This is a genomic window from Candidatus Avelusimicrobium stercoris, from assembly GCF_002437085.1.
GTDB classification, from domain to species: Bacteria; Elusimicrobiota; Elusimicrobia; order Elusimicrobiales; family Elusimicrobiaceae; genus Avelusimicrobium; species Avelusimicrobium stercoris.
The window spans coordinates 39,064-54,822 of the sequence record NZ_DJOA01000019.1 but is presented as its reverse complement, the minus strand read 5'-3'; the positions used below and the strand labels follow the sequence as shown (position 1 = coordinate 54,822).

Here is a 15,759-nt window from a genome sequence, read left to right as displayed (position 1 = left end):
GTCATACTGGAAGGTTTCTGTCCAGTATCTAATCCTTATTTTATAACAACAGATCCTGGACTACGACTTTCCAGGATGACGACAACAACCACGCCCCAAGATGTAGATCCTGAAACCCCTGCGGGCCGCCCCCCTGCGATCCGCCAAAAACTACGGGAGGACGACTACACACAAAAAGGGACGGCCTGAAAAATACAGGCTGTCCCTTAAAGCACACTACTGCTAAACTAAAACCTAATTGCCGGAAGCAATTAAGGCGTAGCCATCAATGTTTCCGTCGGAATTTTTGCAAGCGTACACGTCCCACGCCGTATCTTGGTACAGGCCGTTTTCGTGCAATAAATCCATACGCACCTGAAACGCATTGCCAGACGCGGAGTGCTCCGCGGATTTAAACATTTGCTTGGACAAATCGTCGTTGCGGATGACCGCGGCAAAGAAATCGTGCCCCAGCATATTGCCAATGCGTTTGCCTGTCGTTTGCAAGAGAGCATTATTAACGAAAGTGGTTTGATAGTCTAGGTCAATAATGGCGGCGGGCATTTCCACATATTCCAGCGTCCGCGCCAGCGAGCGCGACGCTTCGCCCAACTGTTTGCCCGTTTGGCGCAGTTCTATGCGTAGGCCAAACAAACGCGCCATAATGCCCAAAAGTTCCTCTGCTCCATCGTCAAAACTGCGACGGGCGGCACGGGAAGCAAAGCACAGCGCACCTTGCACCTTTCCCCCCACATACAGCGGGGCCGCGGCCAAGGAGCCGAAGTTCTTTTCCTTATGCAAGCACCGCTCGCACGAGGCGTTGCCCAAATCCGGGAACATTACCACATTTCCGTCGGGCACATCTATCAGGCACTCCTCTACCGGGAACTCCATATGGCGCTGTAAATTAAAATCGTTTTTCGTTACATACACCACGTGGCTTTCCAACCCGTTTTTGCCCTGTTCAAAGCGAAGCACCAGCCCCACATCAGCGCGGAACGCCTTTAAGCCAAAGGCCAAGACTTTATTTACTTGGTCGGTAATGGATAGGCCGGGCTCGCTGGTTAAACGGTACAGTTCGTGGATTTGCTCGTCGTACGCGTGGGCGTTGGAAACGTCCTTCACCCACAGGACGGCCTCGTCCCGCCCGGAAATGGGCGTTACGCTGGCCTCAAAATGGCGCAGTTTATCGGGTACCGTCCACGAAAATTCAAAGTTGGAACTTACGTTAATGGATAAGGATTCCTTAATGGCAAACAGCGCGCGGCCGGCGGCTTCCTCGGGCCAATATTCGGCGGGCTTTTTATCCAAAAACAGTTCCGTGGCCTGCTGGTTGTTTAAATAGTCCAAGTTGGAATACACCTCCAACACGCGGCCGTTGTTGTCCGTCTTTAAATACAGCCCGGGTAACGCCTGGCGAACGCTCTTTAATTCCTGCGCTTCTTTGGAATCTTTTGACATACGGTCCATTTGCTCGGACAGATCATGCACGACCACCAAGGCCGAATCCTTGCCCGGCATATCCAGCGCGGTCAGCACCGTTTGCGCTTCAAAGGCGGTTCCGTCCTTTTTGCGCACGGGCAGTTTGAAGGATGTTTTGCCCTGCAAGGCCAGTTCCTCCTGCGCGCGCTCCAATACGGAAGCGCAGTATTTTTCGCCACGGGCTTTATCATAAAACAGTTCGCCAAACATTTTATGCACCAACTCATCCTGCGAAAACCCCAACTTGTGCGCAAGCGGTTTGCCCGCCTGCTCAATATGCCCAAAGCGGCCGTTTTCAAACATAACGGTAAAGACCACACCGTCGGTGGCTTCCAACAGCGCGTTTAACTGGGCGGAGCGTTCCTCCAAAATCTTCATAATTTGGCGGTGGAACGCCATATTGCGGAACACAAACAAATACCGTCCGTCTGTTTCCTTGATAGCGGTTAAACGCACGGCGGCGTTTTCCGGGCCGTCGCCCAATAAAACGTGGTATTCGCGGTTTACCAGGGTGCCGTCCTGCAACAAATCCTTTAAATCCGTTTCCAAGCGTTTGCGGGATTCCTCGTCAAACACGGTGCGGATGTTCTTGCCCGTCAGTTCGTCCTGCGGCTTTTGGCACAAGGACGAAAACAACTCGTTGCACACGTCAATTTGCCAAGTATCCTTGCACAGGGCGTAAGGTTCGCTGTTGGGCAGGACGAGCATTTCCTGCGGCGTTTTGGTAAGCACTTCGGCCACGGGCGGCGCAGGCGGAGTAGGCGTTTGCGCTTTTTGGGGCTCCAAAAAAACCACATAATCGGCTTCAATGGAACCGTCCTTAGCGTCGCGCTTGTTTATCGGCACGAAACTGACGGACAGCGGCAATTTGCCCGTACCTTTTACGCGGCCGGGGAACATCCGCGCGGCGCGGTCAAAATCAAAGGTATAGTTCATTTGGGCAGGCTGACCCGCGCGCAACAATTTGCGCGCTGCCAGCGAAATAGCCGGCTTTATATACACGTTGCGGTAGAAATTCTTGTCCGCTTCCGTAAAGTCAAATAACCCGCGGCAGGCCTCGTTCATCACGCTGATATATCCCTTATGGGTCAAAATGAACGCCGGCGTTACGCATTTTTCAAACGCGGCGCGGAAATTGGCGCGCTCGTTTTTAACTTCGCGCAAGGTACGGTTGGCGCCCGTTACGTCGCGCACGAAGCCCAGCACAATGCGCCGGCCCAAATAAGTGGCGGCCACAGCGGCAAATTCGGCTTCTAGTTCCGCCCCGTTCTTTTTAATCATACGCAAATCAATGGCGGACGAAGCGTCATCTGCCCCGGCTACCACGGCATCGTATTTATCCTTTAAGAATAAGCGGTGGTCCTCAACTGCCAAGTCCAGCAGGGCCTTGCCCTTTACGGCGGCTAAATCGTCATACCCCAGCAAGCGGCACAAGGCGCGGTTGGCGTAGATAATTTTGCCGTCCTCCAAAATAGCAATCCCCTCACGGGCGTTTTCCACCAGCAGGGTGTTCTTGTCGCTCGCTTCGCGGATCTGTTTTTCCATACGCGTTTTGGCGGTGATATCCTCCGACACGGAAAGCAGGCAGTTAGGCGTGCCGTCCTCGTTAAACAGCGGCGTTTTGACAGTGTGCATAATCTTTACGCCTTCGGTGGCGGTGGAAATGAGTTCCTGCGGAATATTTTGCTCGCGCTTGTTATCAAATACGCGCAAATCGGACTCGCGGATGAACTCGGCCTGGTCCTTGTTCAAATCCGCACGGTACGAAGTCTTGCCGATAACGTCCTTGGCCAGCGCGCCAAAAATTTCCTCGGCCTTTTTGTTCCACAAAATATATTTGCCCTCATAATCCTTTACGGACAGGGAAACAGGCAAGTTGTTAATAACCGTCTGCAAGAAGTTACGCGCGTTGACGATGGCTTTTTCCTGTTCCTTCTTTTGCGTGATATCCTCAGCCACCGTCAGTACCATAAAGGGCTTGCCCTCTTTATCAAACACGGGGGCCTTGATTAAATGCAAAAGGATTTTATTCCCGCGTTTGGTGGTGTACCACTCCTCGGGGAATTCCACCATTTTGCCATCGTGGAAGATACTATCCTCGCGCTGGATGTAGAAGGGGTCTTCCTTTTCCGGGTTTTCATCGGGGAACAGTTCCAAGGCGCGGCGGTTTACATAGGCAATTTTTTTATCCGTTCCGCGGGCATAAATAGCCACGGGCACTTGGTCCAACAAGGTTTGCAGGAAGTTTTTGTTTTCAATTAAGGCTTTTTCCTGCGCCTTCTTTTGCGTGATATCCTCTACAAGCGTAATCACCATATTGGGTTCACTCTTGGTACCCGTAATCGGCACTTTGACCATATGCAAAAGTTTCTTTTCGCCCGAGGCCAAGGTGTATTCCTCCTCCGGGATATCCAAAGTTTTGCCTTGCTTTAACAAATCGTGTTCGCGCGTAATGTACCCACTAACTTGGGCGGGCGTTTCGTGCGGCAGGGAACCGTCGGCGGAAAAGGCTTCCTGCTGCTCTCCAAAAATCACACAGCATTGTTTATTGCGCAGCAGCATCGCCCCGTCTTCTCCGCGCGCATACAGCCCGATAGGCGCATTTTGCAAAATAGCGGAAAGGATACTGTTCATACGGGAAATTTTTTCTTCCTGCTGGCGGCGTTCGGTTACGTCCTCCACAATAGAAAGCACCAACGGCTTCGGCCCCGCATCCATAAGCGGAACCTTAATTAAGTGCAAAATCTTTTTGTTGCCGTGGTGGTCCACATATTCTTCTTCGGGGTAGTCCTTAATTTTCCCTTCTTTTAACACTTCTTGTTCGCGGTGATAGTGTTCGGCCACTACATTTTTATCCTGATACGGATGTGGGGTGTTGACGCATTTGGCATCCGTTTCGCCCAAAACCGCCATACTCTGCCGGTTGTAGAATGTCATTTCGTTTTCGCAGTCGCGCGTGTAAAGGCCCAAGGGCACGTTATCAAGCACCGCGCGCAACAAAGTGCGGTTTTGCAAGAGGTCCTGTTCGTAATTGCGTCGCTCGGTGCAGTCTTCAAACGAGGTTAAAATAAATTGCGGCTTGCCGTTTTCCCCCTTTACCAAGGTTTTGCTGACGCATAGGGCGCGTTCCTCGCCCTTGGCGTTGCGGTATGTTAATTGCACGCCCTCGCGCGGCTCCAATTTGGTGCGGACCTGTTCATCCACGCGCTTGACGGACGGGATGATTTCCTTAGGCAAAAAGTCATAAATGCTTTTGCCCGTTACGTCTGCCGCCTTGTGGCCAAACAACATAGCCGCCGCGTTATTCCACAGCGTGCAAACGCCCGCAAAATTTTGCAGCGCCAGCGCGCAGGGGTATCCGTCCAAGAGCGAGGATAAAAAGTTCTTTTCCGCCGTTAATTGTTTAAAAAGCGGCACCGCCTCAAACGTGAGCATAATAAACGGCGTGGAAGCCAAATTGCTGGCCCCGGCGCTGACAAAAACAGCGTCCGCATCGCGGTTGACAAGTTGTATGACCACCTTTTTAGCCGTTTTATCCTCAGCCATAGCGCGCACCTGGGGCATCGTCAGGCCGAAGCGGTCCACCTTGGCCCCGGACAAAGAGGATACCTTGCTATGAAGTAAATTGGCCGCGCTCGCGTTCGCAAAGGCGATTTTGCCCGTAGCGTCCACCAAGAGTAACGCCGTGGGAAATTGGCTTAAAAAGGAAAACATTTCCGGCGTTAAGGTATTAATTTCAACGGAAGGTACTTCTTTTTTGGAGAAAAAGGAAAAAAAGTTATTGGACATAAGCCCTCTTTACACTAAAAGATGATAATACGGATATATCTTAATAAATTCCGCCCGCACTTGCAACATAAAGAAGTACGCGTGCGTACGGGGATAAAACTAATTAAATTTTTTACCGGGATAAAAATTCAAATTTGCTACTATACCTGTATGAAGAAACTTTTAACCTTATGCTTTGTCCTGTGCGCGGTTTGCCTGCAAGCGGCAGGCGGGAAGCTCCAAACGGTGCGTGAAGCCCCACAGTATTTATCCACTGACGGAGCCGCCGTGGAGGACACCTGCCCGGGCAACGATATTTTTAAGCAATTCTTCTGCTCCGCCAAAGAAGAGTCAGGGTTCAAATGTTTTGACGTGTACCGCGTAGAGGGCGACCCCATAGACGCCGAACGCTATACCTTGCTCGCCCAAACGCTGACGACCGAAAACTCCTCGGCCGAGCCCGCCTGCACCTTTGAAGGAGAACTGACCTGCGATAATTTTTTAAAGGCGCTCAACTACAACTTATCCTTTTCGTGGTTTATTGATAATTTTCCGTCTTCATCCTTCCCAGAGTGCGGAAAAACGTATTCCTGCACGCGCGTGTCTTGTTTGCGGGCGTTGCCCCCGTCGGCCAATACTCCCGTGCAAGCCGCCAAACTTACCTGCGTTTTTAAAAAGAACCAAATCTACTTTTTGGGCACGGAAGTATCCTGCCAGAACAAAAGGTAACCCCCAAATTGCTATAATGGACGTATGATTTGGTTGCATATAAAAAGTATTTTATCCTTCCGGTTTTATCACCGCTTGGCCTTTGCCACGCGGGGACAAATGATTGCGTTCGGCATTTATATTTTTATGCTGTCGCTGATTGTTTTTTACTTTTTTGCAGGTTCGTATATTGATAAAAATCTGCCCGTCCTGCTTAAAAACTTCCCCGAAGTTACCTTTGAAAAGGGCGTTTTGACGACCCCCAAAAACGCAGTCAGCGTTACCGTTCCGGGAAGCGACGTAAAACTGGTGTTTGACTCTTCTCGCGCCACACCGCCCACGCAAGCGGATATGGTAAACGGACAAATTTTAATGCTGGTGAGCGGCAACCAACTCTATATGCCCGCCGCCAACGGCGTGCAGAGCCGGGAAATTCCCCCGCAACTAAACTTTGTAACCTCGCAGGACAATTTAGCCAAGCAAAAGGACACCTTGGCTTCGGCCCTTACAGCGGTGGCATTTATGTCGGCGCTCTTTGCTATTCCGTTTATAATGCTCTTTGGCTTTTGCGTGGCCGGAGCGGTTGGGATGTTTTTTAAACTTTTTACCCGCAGTGCCCTGCCGCGCAGGATTGTTTTAAAATGGGCGTTTTTTATGCTGGGGCCGCTGTCTGCGCTGTGGTACGTGCGACTGTATTGGAACATCCCGCTGTTTACCTTTGCCCAAATTATTTTGTGCCTTATTTATATGCAACAGATTTTTAATACACTTCCCGAGGAGAAATAAATGTTAGTAAAACTTATCCGTTCTTTCAGTTCGGCCCACCGTCTGCCGCATTACGACGGCCCCTGCCACAATTTGCACGGGCACACATGGAAGGCCGTCTTTGTGGTTGAGGGCGAAATCCGCCCCGACGGTATGGTCTGCGATTTTAAGGTCATCAAAAAACTATTGGACGAAAACCTGCCCGACCACCGCTTTTTAAATGATTTGGTGGAAAACCCCACCGCCGAAAACTTGGCCAATTACCTGTTCCAAAAAATTGGCGCGGAACTGGCCAAAAAGGATTTAAAATTAAAAACCTTGGAAATTTGGGAGAGCGACAATGCCGCAGCCGTCGTGGAAGGTTAGCGAAATTTTTTATTCTATCCAAGGCGAAGGGCAACATACAGGTATGCCCGCCGTGTTTTTGCGCCTGTCCGGGTGCAGTATGAACTGCTCCTTTTGTGATACCAAATACGCCTTTGGTGCGGGCAAAGAAATGGGGCAAGACGCCCTATTAAAAGACCTTGCCCAATACCCGGCCAAGGCTGTTATTATCACGGGCGGAGAACCCACGGAGCAAGATTTGCCCGCGCTGATTGCGCTATTAAAGGCCCACGGTTACACCGTCCACTTGGAAACGAACGGCGCCAACGACTGCGACGTAAGCCAGGCGGATTTTGTTTGCGTATCGCCCAAGAAATACGTCAGCCCCGAAATGCTAAAAAAGGCGGACATTATCAAAATTGTCGTCGGCAAAGACACCGATTTAACGGATTTAAAAAAATACTATGCGTACGAAAACGCGCACACCCGTATTTATCTTCAACCCGAAAGTAACAAACAGGAGAACATTGACTTATGCGTAAAACTGCTAAAAGAACATCCCTCAGCCCGGTTAAGCCTGCAAATGCACAAACTGATAAACATCCGCTGACCGAAGAAAAGATTTTGCAAAACCTGCGCGAAATTTTAGCCTACATCGGCGACGACCCAACCCGAGAGGGGTTGCTGGAAACGCCAAAACGCATTGTGCGCAGTTGGCAGAAACTCTTTGGCGGCTACAAAATGAAACCGCAAGACGTGTTAAAAACGTTTACCGAGGGCTCCTGCGAGGAAATGGTGGTGCTTAAAAATATTGAGTTTTACTCTACCTGCGAACACCACTTGCAGCCGTTCTTCGGCACGATAAGCATCGGCTACCTGCCCAAGGGGCGCGTGCTCGGTATTTCCAAACTGGCACGCCTGGTAGAGGTGTATGCCCGCCGCCTGCAAATCCAGGAAAAACTGGTAGCGCAAATTGCCGACAGTTTAATGGAAACCTTACAACCCTACGGTGTAATGGTGGTATGCAAGGCCAAACATATGTGTATCAGCGCGCGCGGCATTGAAAAGCACGACGCCGTAATGGTTACGAGCGCTATCCGTGGCGCATTCAAAAAAATGGAAGTGCGCAGCGAATTTTTGGAAATGATTAAATAGGCCCGCTTATGACAAAACCGCTTTTAATGGGAATTGTAAACGCTACACCGGATTCGTTTTACGACGGAAACCCGCAAAACAATCTGCCCACCTTGCTGGCCAAATGCAAGGATTACGCAGACGGCGGCGTAGATATTTTTGACATCGGCGGCGAATCCACCCGCCCGAGTGCCGCCCCCGTTCCGGCGGAAGAGGAAATGAACCGCGTTTTGCCGCTTATTAAAGCGGTTCGCAAAACTTGGCCCAAAATTCCCGTTTCCTTGGATACCGTCAAAATCCCGGTGGCATTAGAGGGCTTAAAGGCCGGCGTTGCCATCATCAACGATGTAAGCGGTACGCCGGATAAGGAAATGTTCAAAATCGTCAAAGATTTCAACGCGCAAATTGTGGTAATGCACACACGCGGCACGCCGCAGACAATGCAAACGATGACGGACTATACCGATTTACTGGGCGAAATAAAGGAGTTTTTGGCCCGCAAAATTGACGAGGCCGTTTCGTGCGGGATTGCCAAGCAAAACGTGATTATTGACGTAGGCTTCGGCTTTGCCAAAACACGCGAACAAAACTACGAACTTTTAAAGCATTTAGCCTTTTTTAAAGATTTAGGCGTGCGGATGCTCGTCGGATTGTCGCGCAAAACCTTTCTCGCGCAAAAGCGCGAACTCCCCCCCAAACGCAAGGCGCAAACCCTGGCCGCCAATTTGGTGGCGTTGCAGGGCGGGGCGGACATTTTGCGCGTACACGACGTAAAGGACACGCGCAAAATTATGGACTTTTATCAAGAATTACAGGGGGCCAAATGAGCAAGGTCTATTTGACCCAATGCGGCGATTTTACAGCTTGCCACGGGCACGGCGGCACCTTGGCCGAAGCGGTCCACACGCACCGTTTTCACTACGAGGTTACTTTCTACGGTCCTACTAATAAAGAAGGCTACCTGCTTGATTTCCGCCTGTTAGCGGACGTCTTTCAAAAGGAAATTAACGCCAAACTAAACGGGTGCGACTTGGGCACGCTTTTAAAAAACCCCACCACCGAGGAACTGGCCGTATGGATGTACAACCGCCTAAATGCCCTGCTGCCGCATTTATTTAGTGTGAAAGTAGGCGAGGAACCCGACCGCTGGATAGAATACAGAGGAGAAAACTAATGCCCCGCGCCGTAATTGCTTTGGGCAGCAACATTGCCCCCGCCAAGGAACACATAGACCGCGCCATTAAGGCCCTGTCCGCCGCCGGCACGGTGAAAGAAGTGGCCCCGTACATTATTTCCAAGCCGGAAGGCTACTCGCACCAAGAGGATTTTATCAACACCGTACTGATTTTAAGCACGCCCTTTCAGCCAATGCCGCTTTTAAAAAAATTAAAAGCGCTGGAAAAGGAACTCGGCCGAAAGCCCACCTTTACCAACGGCCCGCGAGTGATTGACCTGGATATTTTGTTTTACGACGATTTGGTCCTGTTTGAGGATGACCCGCAATATCACTTATTTTTGCCGCATCCGCGCCTGCACGAGCGGGAATTTGTGTTAAAGCCGCTTTCGTACCTGTTGCCGGACTATGTCCACCCCAAGTTAGGTAAACCCATTTACCGCCTGTACCGCGAGTTAATGAAAAAAAAGGGCGCGCCCACTTGCCGGATTTTGTAAAATATAAGTAAAGTAGTAATACTATACACTATAAGGAGACCCCAATGAAGAAAGTAGTAACCCTGTTGGCCGCCGCTTTATTTTTAGGCGCGTGCCATTGCACCTGCACCAAAAACACCTGCAAAACCACCCAAAAGCCCGTTCAAACCCAAGCCGCCGCTAAACCGGCCCCCAAGCAAGAACCTGCTAAACCCGCTAAAACCGTAGTGGAAGACAAAGATTTTACCGAAGTGGCCAAAGTAAACCGCAAGGCCGACCGCGTTGTTTTGACCTATAAAGAACCGATTAATTTCCGCTACAACAGCGACGAAATTGACCCCGCTTCTTTAAAACCGATTAAACAAACCGCCCGCGCCTTGAAGAAATACCCGGATCACACCGTCCGCGTAGCCGGTTACACCGATTCCTTCGGCCCCGCCGATTACAATATGGACCTTTCCCAGCGCCGCGCCAAAGCCGTAGCGTTGGAACTGGTGAAAGAAGGCGTCCCCGCTAAAAACGTATCCTTCATCGGTTACGGCGAAGCGAACCCGGTTGCTTCCAACAAAACCCGCGAAGGCCGCGCCAAAAACCGCCGCGTGGAATTGGAAATCAAATAGTTTATTAGTTGTATGGCAAAAGCCCCGCCACGAGCGGGGCTTTTTATTTTTACCCGTTAATTGCTAAAATTTTGATATGAAAATCCGCGCGCTTCTTTTTGGGCTTTTATTTTTTCCCCTTTCGTTGGGGGCCACCCCTTTGCAAGATTTGCTAATTCAAGCCGCCGCGCCCCTCGCGCAAGAAGCGGGCGAAAAAACGCCCGTTGTATTTTATTTGGAGCGCCCCCACGCGCGCGGGCAACTCGCCCGGTGGGACAGGCAAAAAAAGCGCTTTTATCTCTCTAAACCGGCTTTAAAAAAATGGTTCAAGCGAACCCAGGAGCCAACGCCTGAACTTTTGGCGCGCTGTTTGGCTCCGCTCTACCGGCACGAAAAATTCCACGCCAAAAATGACCTATTGGCCGAGCAAAACGGCTTTATCTGGCCCCTGACGCTGGCTGATGAAGTGCTGGCTACTGCCAAGCAAGTGGCCTTTATGCGCCAAAAGACGGAAGCGCACCCCGATTATTACAAAAGTTGCACTTTTTTAACTCCAACCCTATCCGCCGAACACCAAGCGGCCACCAAACAGGATTGGCCCGCCTTTGAGGCGGCCGTGCTTACGCGTTACGCACGCCTGCCCTCGTCAAAACTTCCCCCGCCGCCCCTAACGCCCGCATTTATCCGCCAAGCCCAAACGGGCAAAATTACCTATGGGCCTTTAATGTATAAAGTGCGTGCCAAAGGGGTTACTTTACAAAAAGTTTTTTCCGCTGGACGCCCGTGGACGGTAGTTAATACAAAAGAATTATACAAAATGACCGATTTTCCGTTTTTTAAAATCTACTCAAAAATTTTTGCAACCCAAACAACCCAAACAAAAAGAGAACTATTCAGACGGTAGAAGTGCTTTTGCTTTTGCTTTTGCTTTTGCTTTCTGTATGCTATAATTTAATTATGTGGCGGACGCTTACGCGTCCGCCGTTGTACTACCCGTGAGGATGGGCTGACAGTTTGTTTCTCGTTTTTGTAGGAGGAATGAAAAACAAGCCCGCAGTATCCCACACTCGCTTGGTTTTTGGAAGCATTTAGGTGTTCTTCGTGCAGACTATCCAAAAACTTGATTTTACACAGGAGACATAATGAATCCTATTTTGCACAAAACGCTGGCACTTACGTTAAGCGCCAGCCTGCTTGCTACATATGGTACGCCTGCTTTCGCTGCGCATGAAATCATCACGGAAGAAACAACTCTTTCTGACGTGGACTATAAAAACTATACAGACGGCGCTATACTAAACGAAAGCAAACTTACTACTCGCAATGTAAACTTTTCTACAAACAGCACAAACGACTTAGGGGGTGCTATTGAAAATAAAGATTACAATGCTCAATTAAACATTCAAGGTGGAACTTTTGCAAATAACACAGCCAATGCGGGAGGAGCTCTATTCCTGCGCGGTAATACCACCATTACAAATACTGAATTTAGGGACAACAACGCTGTTGACAGTGAAGCAGGAGCTGGGGCAATTTATTTGGCTTTGCACAAAAAAGGAAACCCGCTTAACACACTGCAAATGAACAATGTGGCCTTTACCAACAATAGCGCTAAAGCCAGTAATGCCGAAGGTGGTGGGGCTGTCGGTTTATTTTCTAAGGCTGATTTAAACTATGTTACCTTTACTGGTAACACCGTAGAAGGCGGCACTGGCGGTGGTGGCGCAATGTTCTTGGGAGCAGAATCCTTAACGACATTGAACCAAAATACCTTCAAGGACAATATGTCCTCTATCAATGGTGGAGCCTTGGCTACCCGCGAACACGATAAAGCCAACAATAAATTAGCGAAATTAGATATTGTAGATTCTAATTTTGCAGGTAATAAAGCGGCTGAAAAAGGCGGGGCCTTCTACAACACCTTTTACAACAGCAATACAAAAGAGGGCTTCGTCTCTATCAGCAATACCTCCTTTACAAATAACGAGGCCAATGAAGGCGGTGCCATTTACAACAATGGTAAAGTTGATAAAGGTGGTAACAAAGGGGCCCTGACCATTGCTGGAAGCACCTTTGACGGTAACAAAGGAACTTCCTATGGCGGAGCAATCTCCAACTGGGGAACTTTGACAATCAATGCCAATTCGTCATTTACCAACAACAACTCCCCTCTGGGTGGTGCAATTTTGACGCATGCGGACCTTTCCTTAGAAGATACCATTTTCTCTCAAAATAATGCACCTGGCCGTGGAGAAGACGAACCTGGTCGTGGAGGCGCATTGTTTACCAATGATATTACTGCTGGTAGTGGCCGTGGCACCGCTTTAACCGACATTAAAAACACGACTTTTAAAGCCAATACTTCTGATGAAGGTGGTGCTATATTTCAAAACAATGCCTTTATTAAAATTGATGGAGGCAAATTTCTTGACAATAAAGCCTCTTCGCAAGGTGGTGCCATTTTGCAAGCAACCCCTGCCCCCGGGCCGAAAGATGCCGGCGGTAAATTAACTATCCTTAATTCGGAATTTATCACAAATACTGCAGCAGATGGTGCTGGTGCGATTGGTGTATATTCCGAAGCGGAAATCACGAAAACAAGTTTCACTAATAATGAAAGCACCATGAATCAAGGTGAAGGCGGTGCTATTTACGTTGGCGGTTGGGGCCAATTAACGATGAAAGATTCCTCTTTCACGGGCAATAAAGGTAACCGCGGGGGCGCGATTGCCTCTACCAATCAAGGGCAGGGGACCCCAGAGGATCCGGTGGCCTATATTAAATTGGACAATGTAACCTTTGCGGATAACATTGCCTCGGAAGAGGGTGGCGCGATTGCCAACTACTTAATTGGCGGCAATGGCAACCCCAACACCATCAAAAACTCCACCTTTACGGGTAACAAGGCCGGCACCAAAGGCGGCGCTATTTTCAACGCCAACAAAGCCGTTTTGAACCTGGAAGGCAACAACACCTTTGCGGACAACACCGCTAATGGAGTTGCGAACGATATTCATAATGACGGTACGTTAAATATCAATTCCGGCACCACCACTTTGGCGGGAGGCATTACGGGTAACGGCGCTTTGAACGTAAAAGGTTCGTCTGTGCTGAACCTGGGCCAAAGCACCGCGGAAGCGGACAGCATTGCCTTTGACAACGGCGCTACTTTGGCCGTGGAATTTGGCAACGATACGATGGGCAACCTGAAAGCCAACACCATTACCATTGGTGAAAACGCCAGCGACAGCGCCAAACTGCTGGTTACGCTCTCTCGCGACTTTTTGACCGACACCACGGGCATCAGCCACGAACTGACCAACGGAACCGATGTTAAAAACGGTTCCTTTGCTATGGCGGACGCGTCCAACGCGCTCTACAATGTAACCTTTGATAACAACATTGTTACCGCCGTACGCAAAACGCAGGAAGAAACCAATAAAGAAATTGCCAACGCGGGCGGAAACGCCAATAACGCCAATGTTATCAACGCGTTTACCAATTCGTCCGATATGGGCTCCGATGCCGCCAACCAAACGGCCGACGTCATCAACCGCTTGGCTCAAACCGATGTTTCCGCGGCCGTAGCGGCCACCAACGCCGTCGCGCCGGAAGCGGCTTCCGCCAAACAGGTAGTACACGGTTCTATCGCGCGCGAGGTGTTCAACTCCCTGCAAACCCGTATGGACACCGCGGCCAATGCAGCCCCGCAGGCCTTTGCGTTGGACGATGAGCAAAAAGTTCAAAAACAAGGTTCCTACTCCATTTGGATGCAGGGATTACTCAATAAATCGCACAAGGAAGCCGCTGATACTGCCGCCTTTACGGGCAGCAGCACCGGCCTTGCCTTTGGTGCAGATACTGCCGTAAACGACGATATTTTGCTCGGGGCAGGCTATGCTTACACGCATACCAATGTATCGTCCGACGGTCGCCACGACCGCATTTTAGGCGATAACTTCTTTGTCTATGGCCAATACCGCCCCAGCCGCTTCTATGTGCAAGCGTCCTTGGGTTACGGCGATTCCAAATACGAAGAAGCCAAATATCTGCCCGGCTTAAACGTAAATGCGGATTATCACGTTAAATCCTATTCTGCCCAAGCCACCGCGGGGTATGAACTGACTGATATGTTTACCCCCACCTTGGGCTTGCGCTACATCAACCTGCAACAGGAAGGATACAAAGATTCTGCCGACCAAGCCGTTTCCGCCGAGCAAAATTCTTATCTCTCCGGTGTGCTGGGTGTAACGCTTAAAAATGAAGTATATGCTTCGTCCGCCTTGCGCTTACTGCCGCAGTTGCACGCGGGCTTGTCGTACGATTTTGTAAGCGACAACGCGCAGGGAAATGTGGTTCTGCCCAATGGGAGCAACTACTCCATTTCCGGCGAACGCTTGCACCGCTTGGGCGTTGAAGCGGGTGCTTCCGTGTCGGCTTACCTGTCCGATAATTGGGAAGCGCTCCTTGGCTACGAAGGCAACTTCCGCCAAGATTACAATTCCCACACGGGCACGCTTAAAGTGCGCTATTTGTTCTAACGCAAGTTAAGTTTTTCAAACCGGCCTCCTTTACAGGGGGCCGGTTTTTTTATCAAAAATACTTTGAAGCAAACGTCAAAAAAAGTAAAATATATATACTTTAAAAATGCTGTACAAGGAGATACATCTAGTATGAAGAAAGTTGTTTTGCTTTGCACGGTTTGCGCCCTTTTGAGCGCGGCCTGCACCACCCCCGGCAAAAGAACCGCTTGGGGCGCCGCTGGCGGCGCTGCCGTAGGTGCGGCTGCCGGCGCTATCATCGCCAACAACTCCGGCCACAAGAGCGAACACGGCGCTATTTACGGCGCGCTCGCGGGCTTGGCCGTAGGCGGTGCGTTGGGCAACTATTACGACAGACAAGCCAAGGAACTGGCCAAAATTGCCGAAGTAGTTAAAACCGACAACGGTATTCAAGTTTACTTGAAGAACGATATTTTGTTCGCTACCGGCAGTTCCGAACTGAGCGCTGATTCTATGCAGACGCTGACGGACCTGAACAGAGTGTTCAAAAAATACCCCAAAAACCGCATTGTGGTACAGGGATACACCGATTCTACCGGTTCTGACGCGATTAACAACAAACTTTCCACCCAACGCGCCAAAGCCGTGTATGATTTCCTCTTGGGCAGCGGTTTAAAGACCAAGAGCATTACCTATGTGGGCTATGGTTCCGCTAACCCGATTGCCAGCAACGCCACCGCTGCCGGCCGCGCGCAGAACCGCCGCGTAGTCTTGCAAATCACCGCCAACGAAAAAGATATCCAATAACTTTTTTGAAGCGATATTGCTGAAACACCCCACCCTTGGGA

General features: G+C 50.1%; 13 protein-coding genes. 12 read left to right on the top strand and 1 reads right to left on the bottom strand.

The window, feature by feature from the left end; genetic code table 11:
* Positions 1 to 234 precede the first annotated feature (234 nt).
* Positions 235 to 5,250 (bottom strand): PAS domain S-box protein, encoded by a 5,016-nt coding sequence (locus tag B2118_RS03520; protein ID WP_428053331.1) that lies wholly within the window; start codon positions 5,248 to 5,250, stop codon positions 235 to 237.
* A 150-nt stretch (positions 5,251 to 5,400) separates the two neighbouring features.
* Between B2118_RS03520 and B2118_RS03515 the strand changes: the two genes are divergently transcribed.
* The 12 genes from B2118_RS03515 to B2118_RS03460 all read left to right on the top strand — a co-directional run bounded on the left by B2118_RS03515 (position 5,401) and on the right by B2118_RS03460 (position 15,718).
* On the top strand, positions 5,401 to 5,958 hold the full coding sequence (locus B2118_RS03515; protein WP_428053330.1) for a hypothetical protein: 558 nt from the start codon (positions 5,401 to 5,403) through the stop codon (positions 5,956 to 5,958).
* Positions 5,959 to 5,982: 24 nt separating this feature from the next.
* Positions 5,983 to 6,723: a DUF1189 family protein gene (locus B2118_RS03510; protein ID WP_428053329.1), complete on the top strand. Its 741-nt coding sequence runs from the start codon at positions 5,983 to 5,985 to the stop codon at positions 6,721 to 6,723.
* Positions 6,724 to 7,068, top strand: a complete 345-nt coding sequence (locus B2118_RS03505; protein ID WP_428053328.1) for a 6-pyruvoyl trahydropterin synthase family protein — start codon at positions 6,724 to 6,726, stop codon at positions 7,066 to 7,068.
* The gene (locus tag B2118_RS03500) at positions 7,043 to 7,636 is read left to right on the top strand and encodes a 7-carboxy-7-deazaguanine synthase QueE (protein WP_428053327.1); all 594 of its coding nucleotides are present in this window, start codon (positions 7,043 to 7,045) and stop codon (positions 7,634 to 7,636) included. The genes B2118_RS03505 and B2118_RS03500 overlap by 26 nt, the downstream gene beginning before the upstream one ends.
* Positions 7,561 to 8,181: a GTP cyclohydrolase I FolE gene (gene folE / locus B2118_RS03495; protein WP_428053326.1), complete on the top strand. Its 621-nt coding sequence runs from the start codon at positions 7,561 to 7,563 to the stop codon at positions 8,179 to 8,181. The genes B2118_RS03500 and folE overlap by 76 nt, the downstream gene beginning before the upstream one ends.
* Positions 8,182 to 8,189: 8 nt before the next feature.
* The gene (folP, locus tag B2118_RS03490) at positions 8,190 to 8,987 is read left to right on the top strand and encodes a dihydropteroate synthase (protein WP_428053325.1); all 798 of its coding nucleotides are present in this window, start codon (positions 8,190 to 8,192) and stop codon (positions 8,985 to 8,987) included.
* Positions 8,984 to 9,334, top strand: a complete 351-nt coding sequence (locus B2118_RS03485) for a 6-pyruvoyl trahydropterin synthase family protein (protein ID WP_428053324.1) — start codon at positions 8,984 to 8,986, stop codon at positions 9,332 to 9,334. Before folP ends, B2118_RS03485 begins: the two co-directional genes overlap by 4 nt.
* The gene (gene folK / locus B2118_RS03480; protein ID WP_428053323.1) at positions 9,334 to 9,831 is read left to right on the top strand and encodes a 2-amino-4-hydroxy-6-hydroxymethyldihydropteridine diphosphokinase; all 498 of its coding nucleotides are present in this window, start codon (positions 9,334 to 9,336) and stop codon (positions 9,829 to 9,831) included. The genes B2118_RS03485 and folK overlap by 1 nt, the downstream gene beginning before the upstream one ends.
* Positions 9,832 to 9,875: 44 nt before the next feature.
* A complete protein-coding gene (locus tag B2118_RS03475; protein ID WP_428053322.1) occupies positions 9,876 to 10,430 on the top strand; it encodes an OmpA family protein in 555 nt (184 codons plus the stop codon).
* 76 nt (positions 10,431 to 10,506) lie between these two features.
* Positions 10,507 to 11,313: a hypothetical protein gene (locus B2118_RS03470; RefSeq protein WP_428053321.1), complete on the top strand. Its 807-nt coding sequence runs from the start codon at positions 10,507 to 10,509 to the stop codon at positions 11,311 to 11,313.
* A 238-nt stretch (positions 11,314 to 11,551) separates the two neighbouring features.
* A complete protein-coding gene (locus B2118_RS03465) occupies positions 11,552 to 14,950 on the top strand; it encodes an autotransporter domain-containing protein (RefSeq protein WP_428053320.1) in 3,399 nt (1,132 codons plus the stop codon).
* A gap of 132 nt (positions 14,951 to 15,082) precedes the next feature.
* Positions 15,083 to 15,718: an OmpA family protein gene (locus tag B2118_RS03460; protein WP_428053319.1), complete on the top strand. Its 636-nt coding sequence runs from the start codon at positions 15,083 to 15,085 to the stop codon at positions 15,716 to 15,718.
* The last annotated feature ends 41 nt before the right edge of the window (positions 15,719 to 15,759 follow it).

Excerpts from the sequence above, each read along its gene's own strand:
- folE (WP_428053326.1), top strand. The coding sequence starts at position 7,561 with ATGCGTAAAACTGCTAAAAGAACATCCCTCAGCCCGGTTAAGCCTGCA.
- folK (WP_428053323.1), top strand. The coding sequence starts at position 9,334 with ATGCCCCGCGCCGTAATTGCTTTGGGCAGCAACATTGCCCCCGCCAAG.
- B2118_RS03460 (WP_428053319.1), top strand. The coding sequence starts at position 15,083 with ATGAAGAAAGTTGTTTTGCTTTGCACGGTTTGCGCCCTTTTGAGCGCG.
- B2118_RS03470 (WP_428053321.1), top strand. The coding sequence starts at position 10,507 with ATGAAAATCCGCGCGCTTCTTTTTGGGCTTTTATTTTTTCCCCTTTCG.
- folP (WP_428053325.1), top strand. The coding sequence starts at position 8,190 with ATGACAAAACCGCTTTTAATGGGAATTGTAAACGCTACACCGGATTCG.
- B2118_RS03475 (WP_428053322.1), top strand. The coding sequence starts at position 9,876 with ATGAAGAAAGTAGTAACCCTGTTGGCCGCCGCTTTATTTTTAGGCGCG.
- B2118_RS03510 (WP_428053329.1), top strand. The coding sequence starts at position 5,983 with ATGATTTGGTTGCATATAAAAAGTATTTTATCCTTCCGGTTTTATCAC.
- B2118_RS03465 (WP_428053320.1), top strand. The coding sequence starts at position 11,552 with ATGAATCCTATTTTGCACAAAACGCTGGCACTTACGTTAAGCGCCAGC.
- B2118_RS03520 (WP_428053331.1), bottom strand. The coding sequence starts at position 5,250 with ATGTCCAATAACTTTTTTTCCTTTTTCTCCAAAAAAGAAGTACCTTCC.
- B2118_RS03515 (WP_428053330.1), top strand. The coding sequence starts at position 5,401 with ATGAAGAAACTTTTAACCTTATGCTTTGTCCTGTGCGCGGTTTGCCTG.
- B2118_RS03485 (WP_428053324.1), top strand. The coding sequence starts at position 8,984 with ATGAGCAAGGTCTATTTGACCCAATGCGGCGATTTTACAGCTTGCCAC.
- B2118_RS03500 (WP_428053327.1), top strand. The coding sequence starts at position 7,043 with ATGCCGCAGCCGTCGTGGAAGGTTAGCGAAATTTTTTATTCTATCCAA.
- B2118_RS03505 (WP_428053328.1), top strand. The coding sequence starts at position 6,724 with ATGTTAGTAAAACTTATCCGTTCTTTCAGTTCGGCCCACCGTCTGCCG.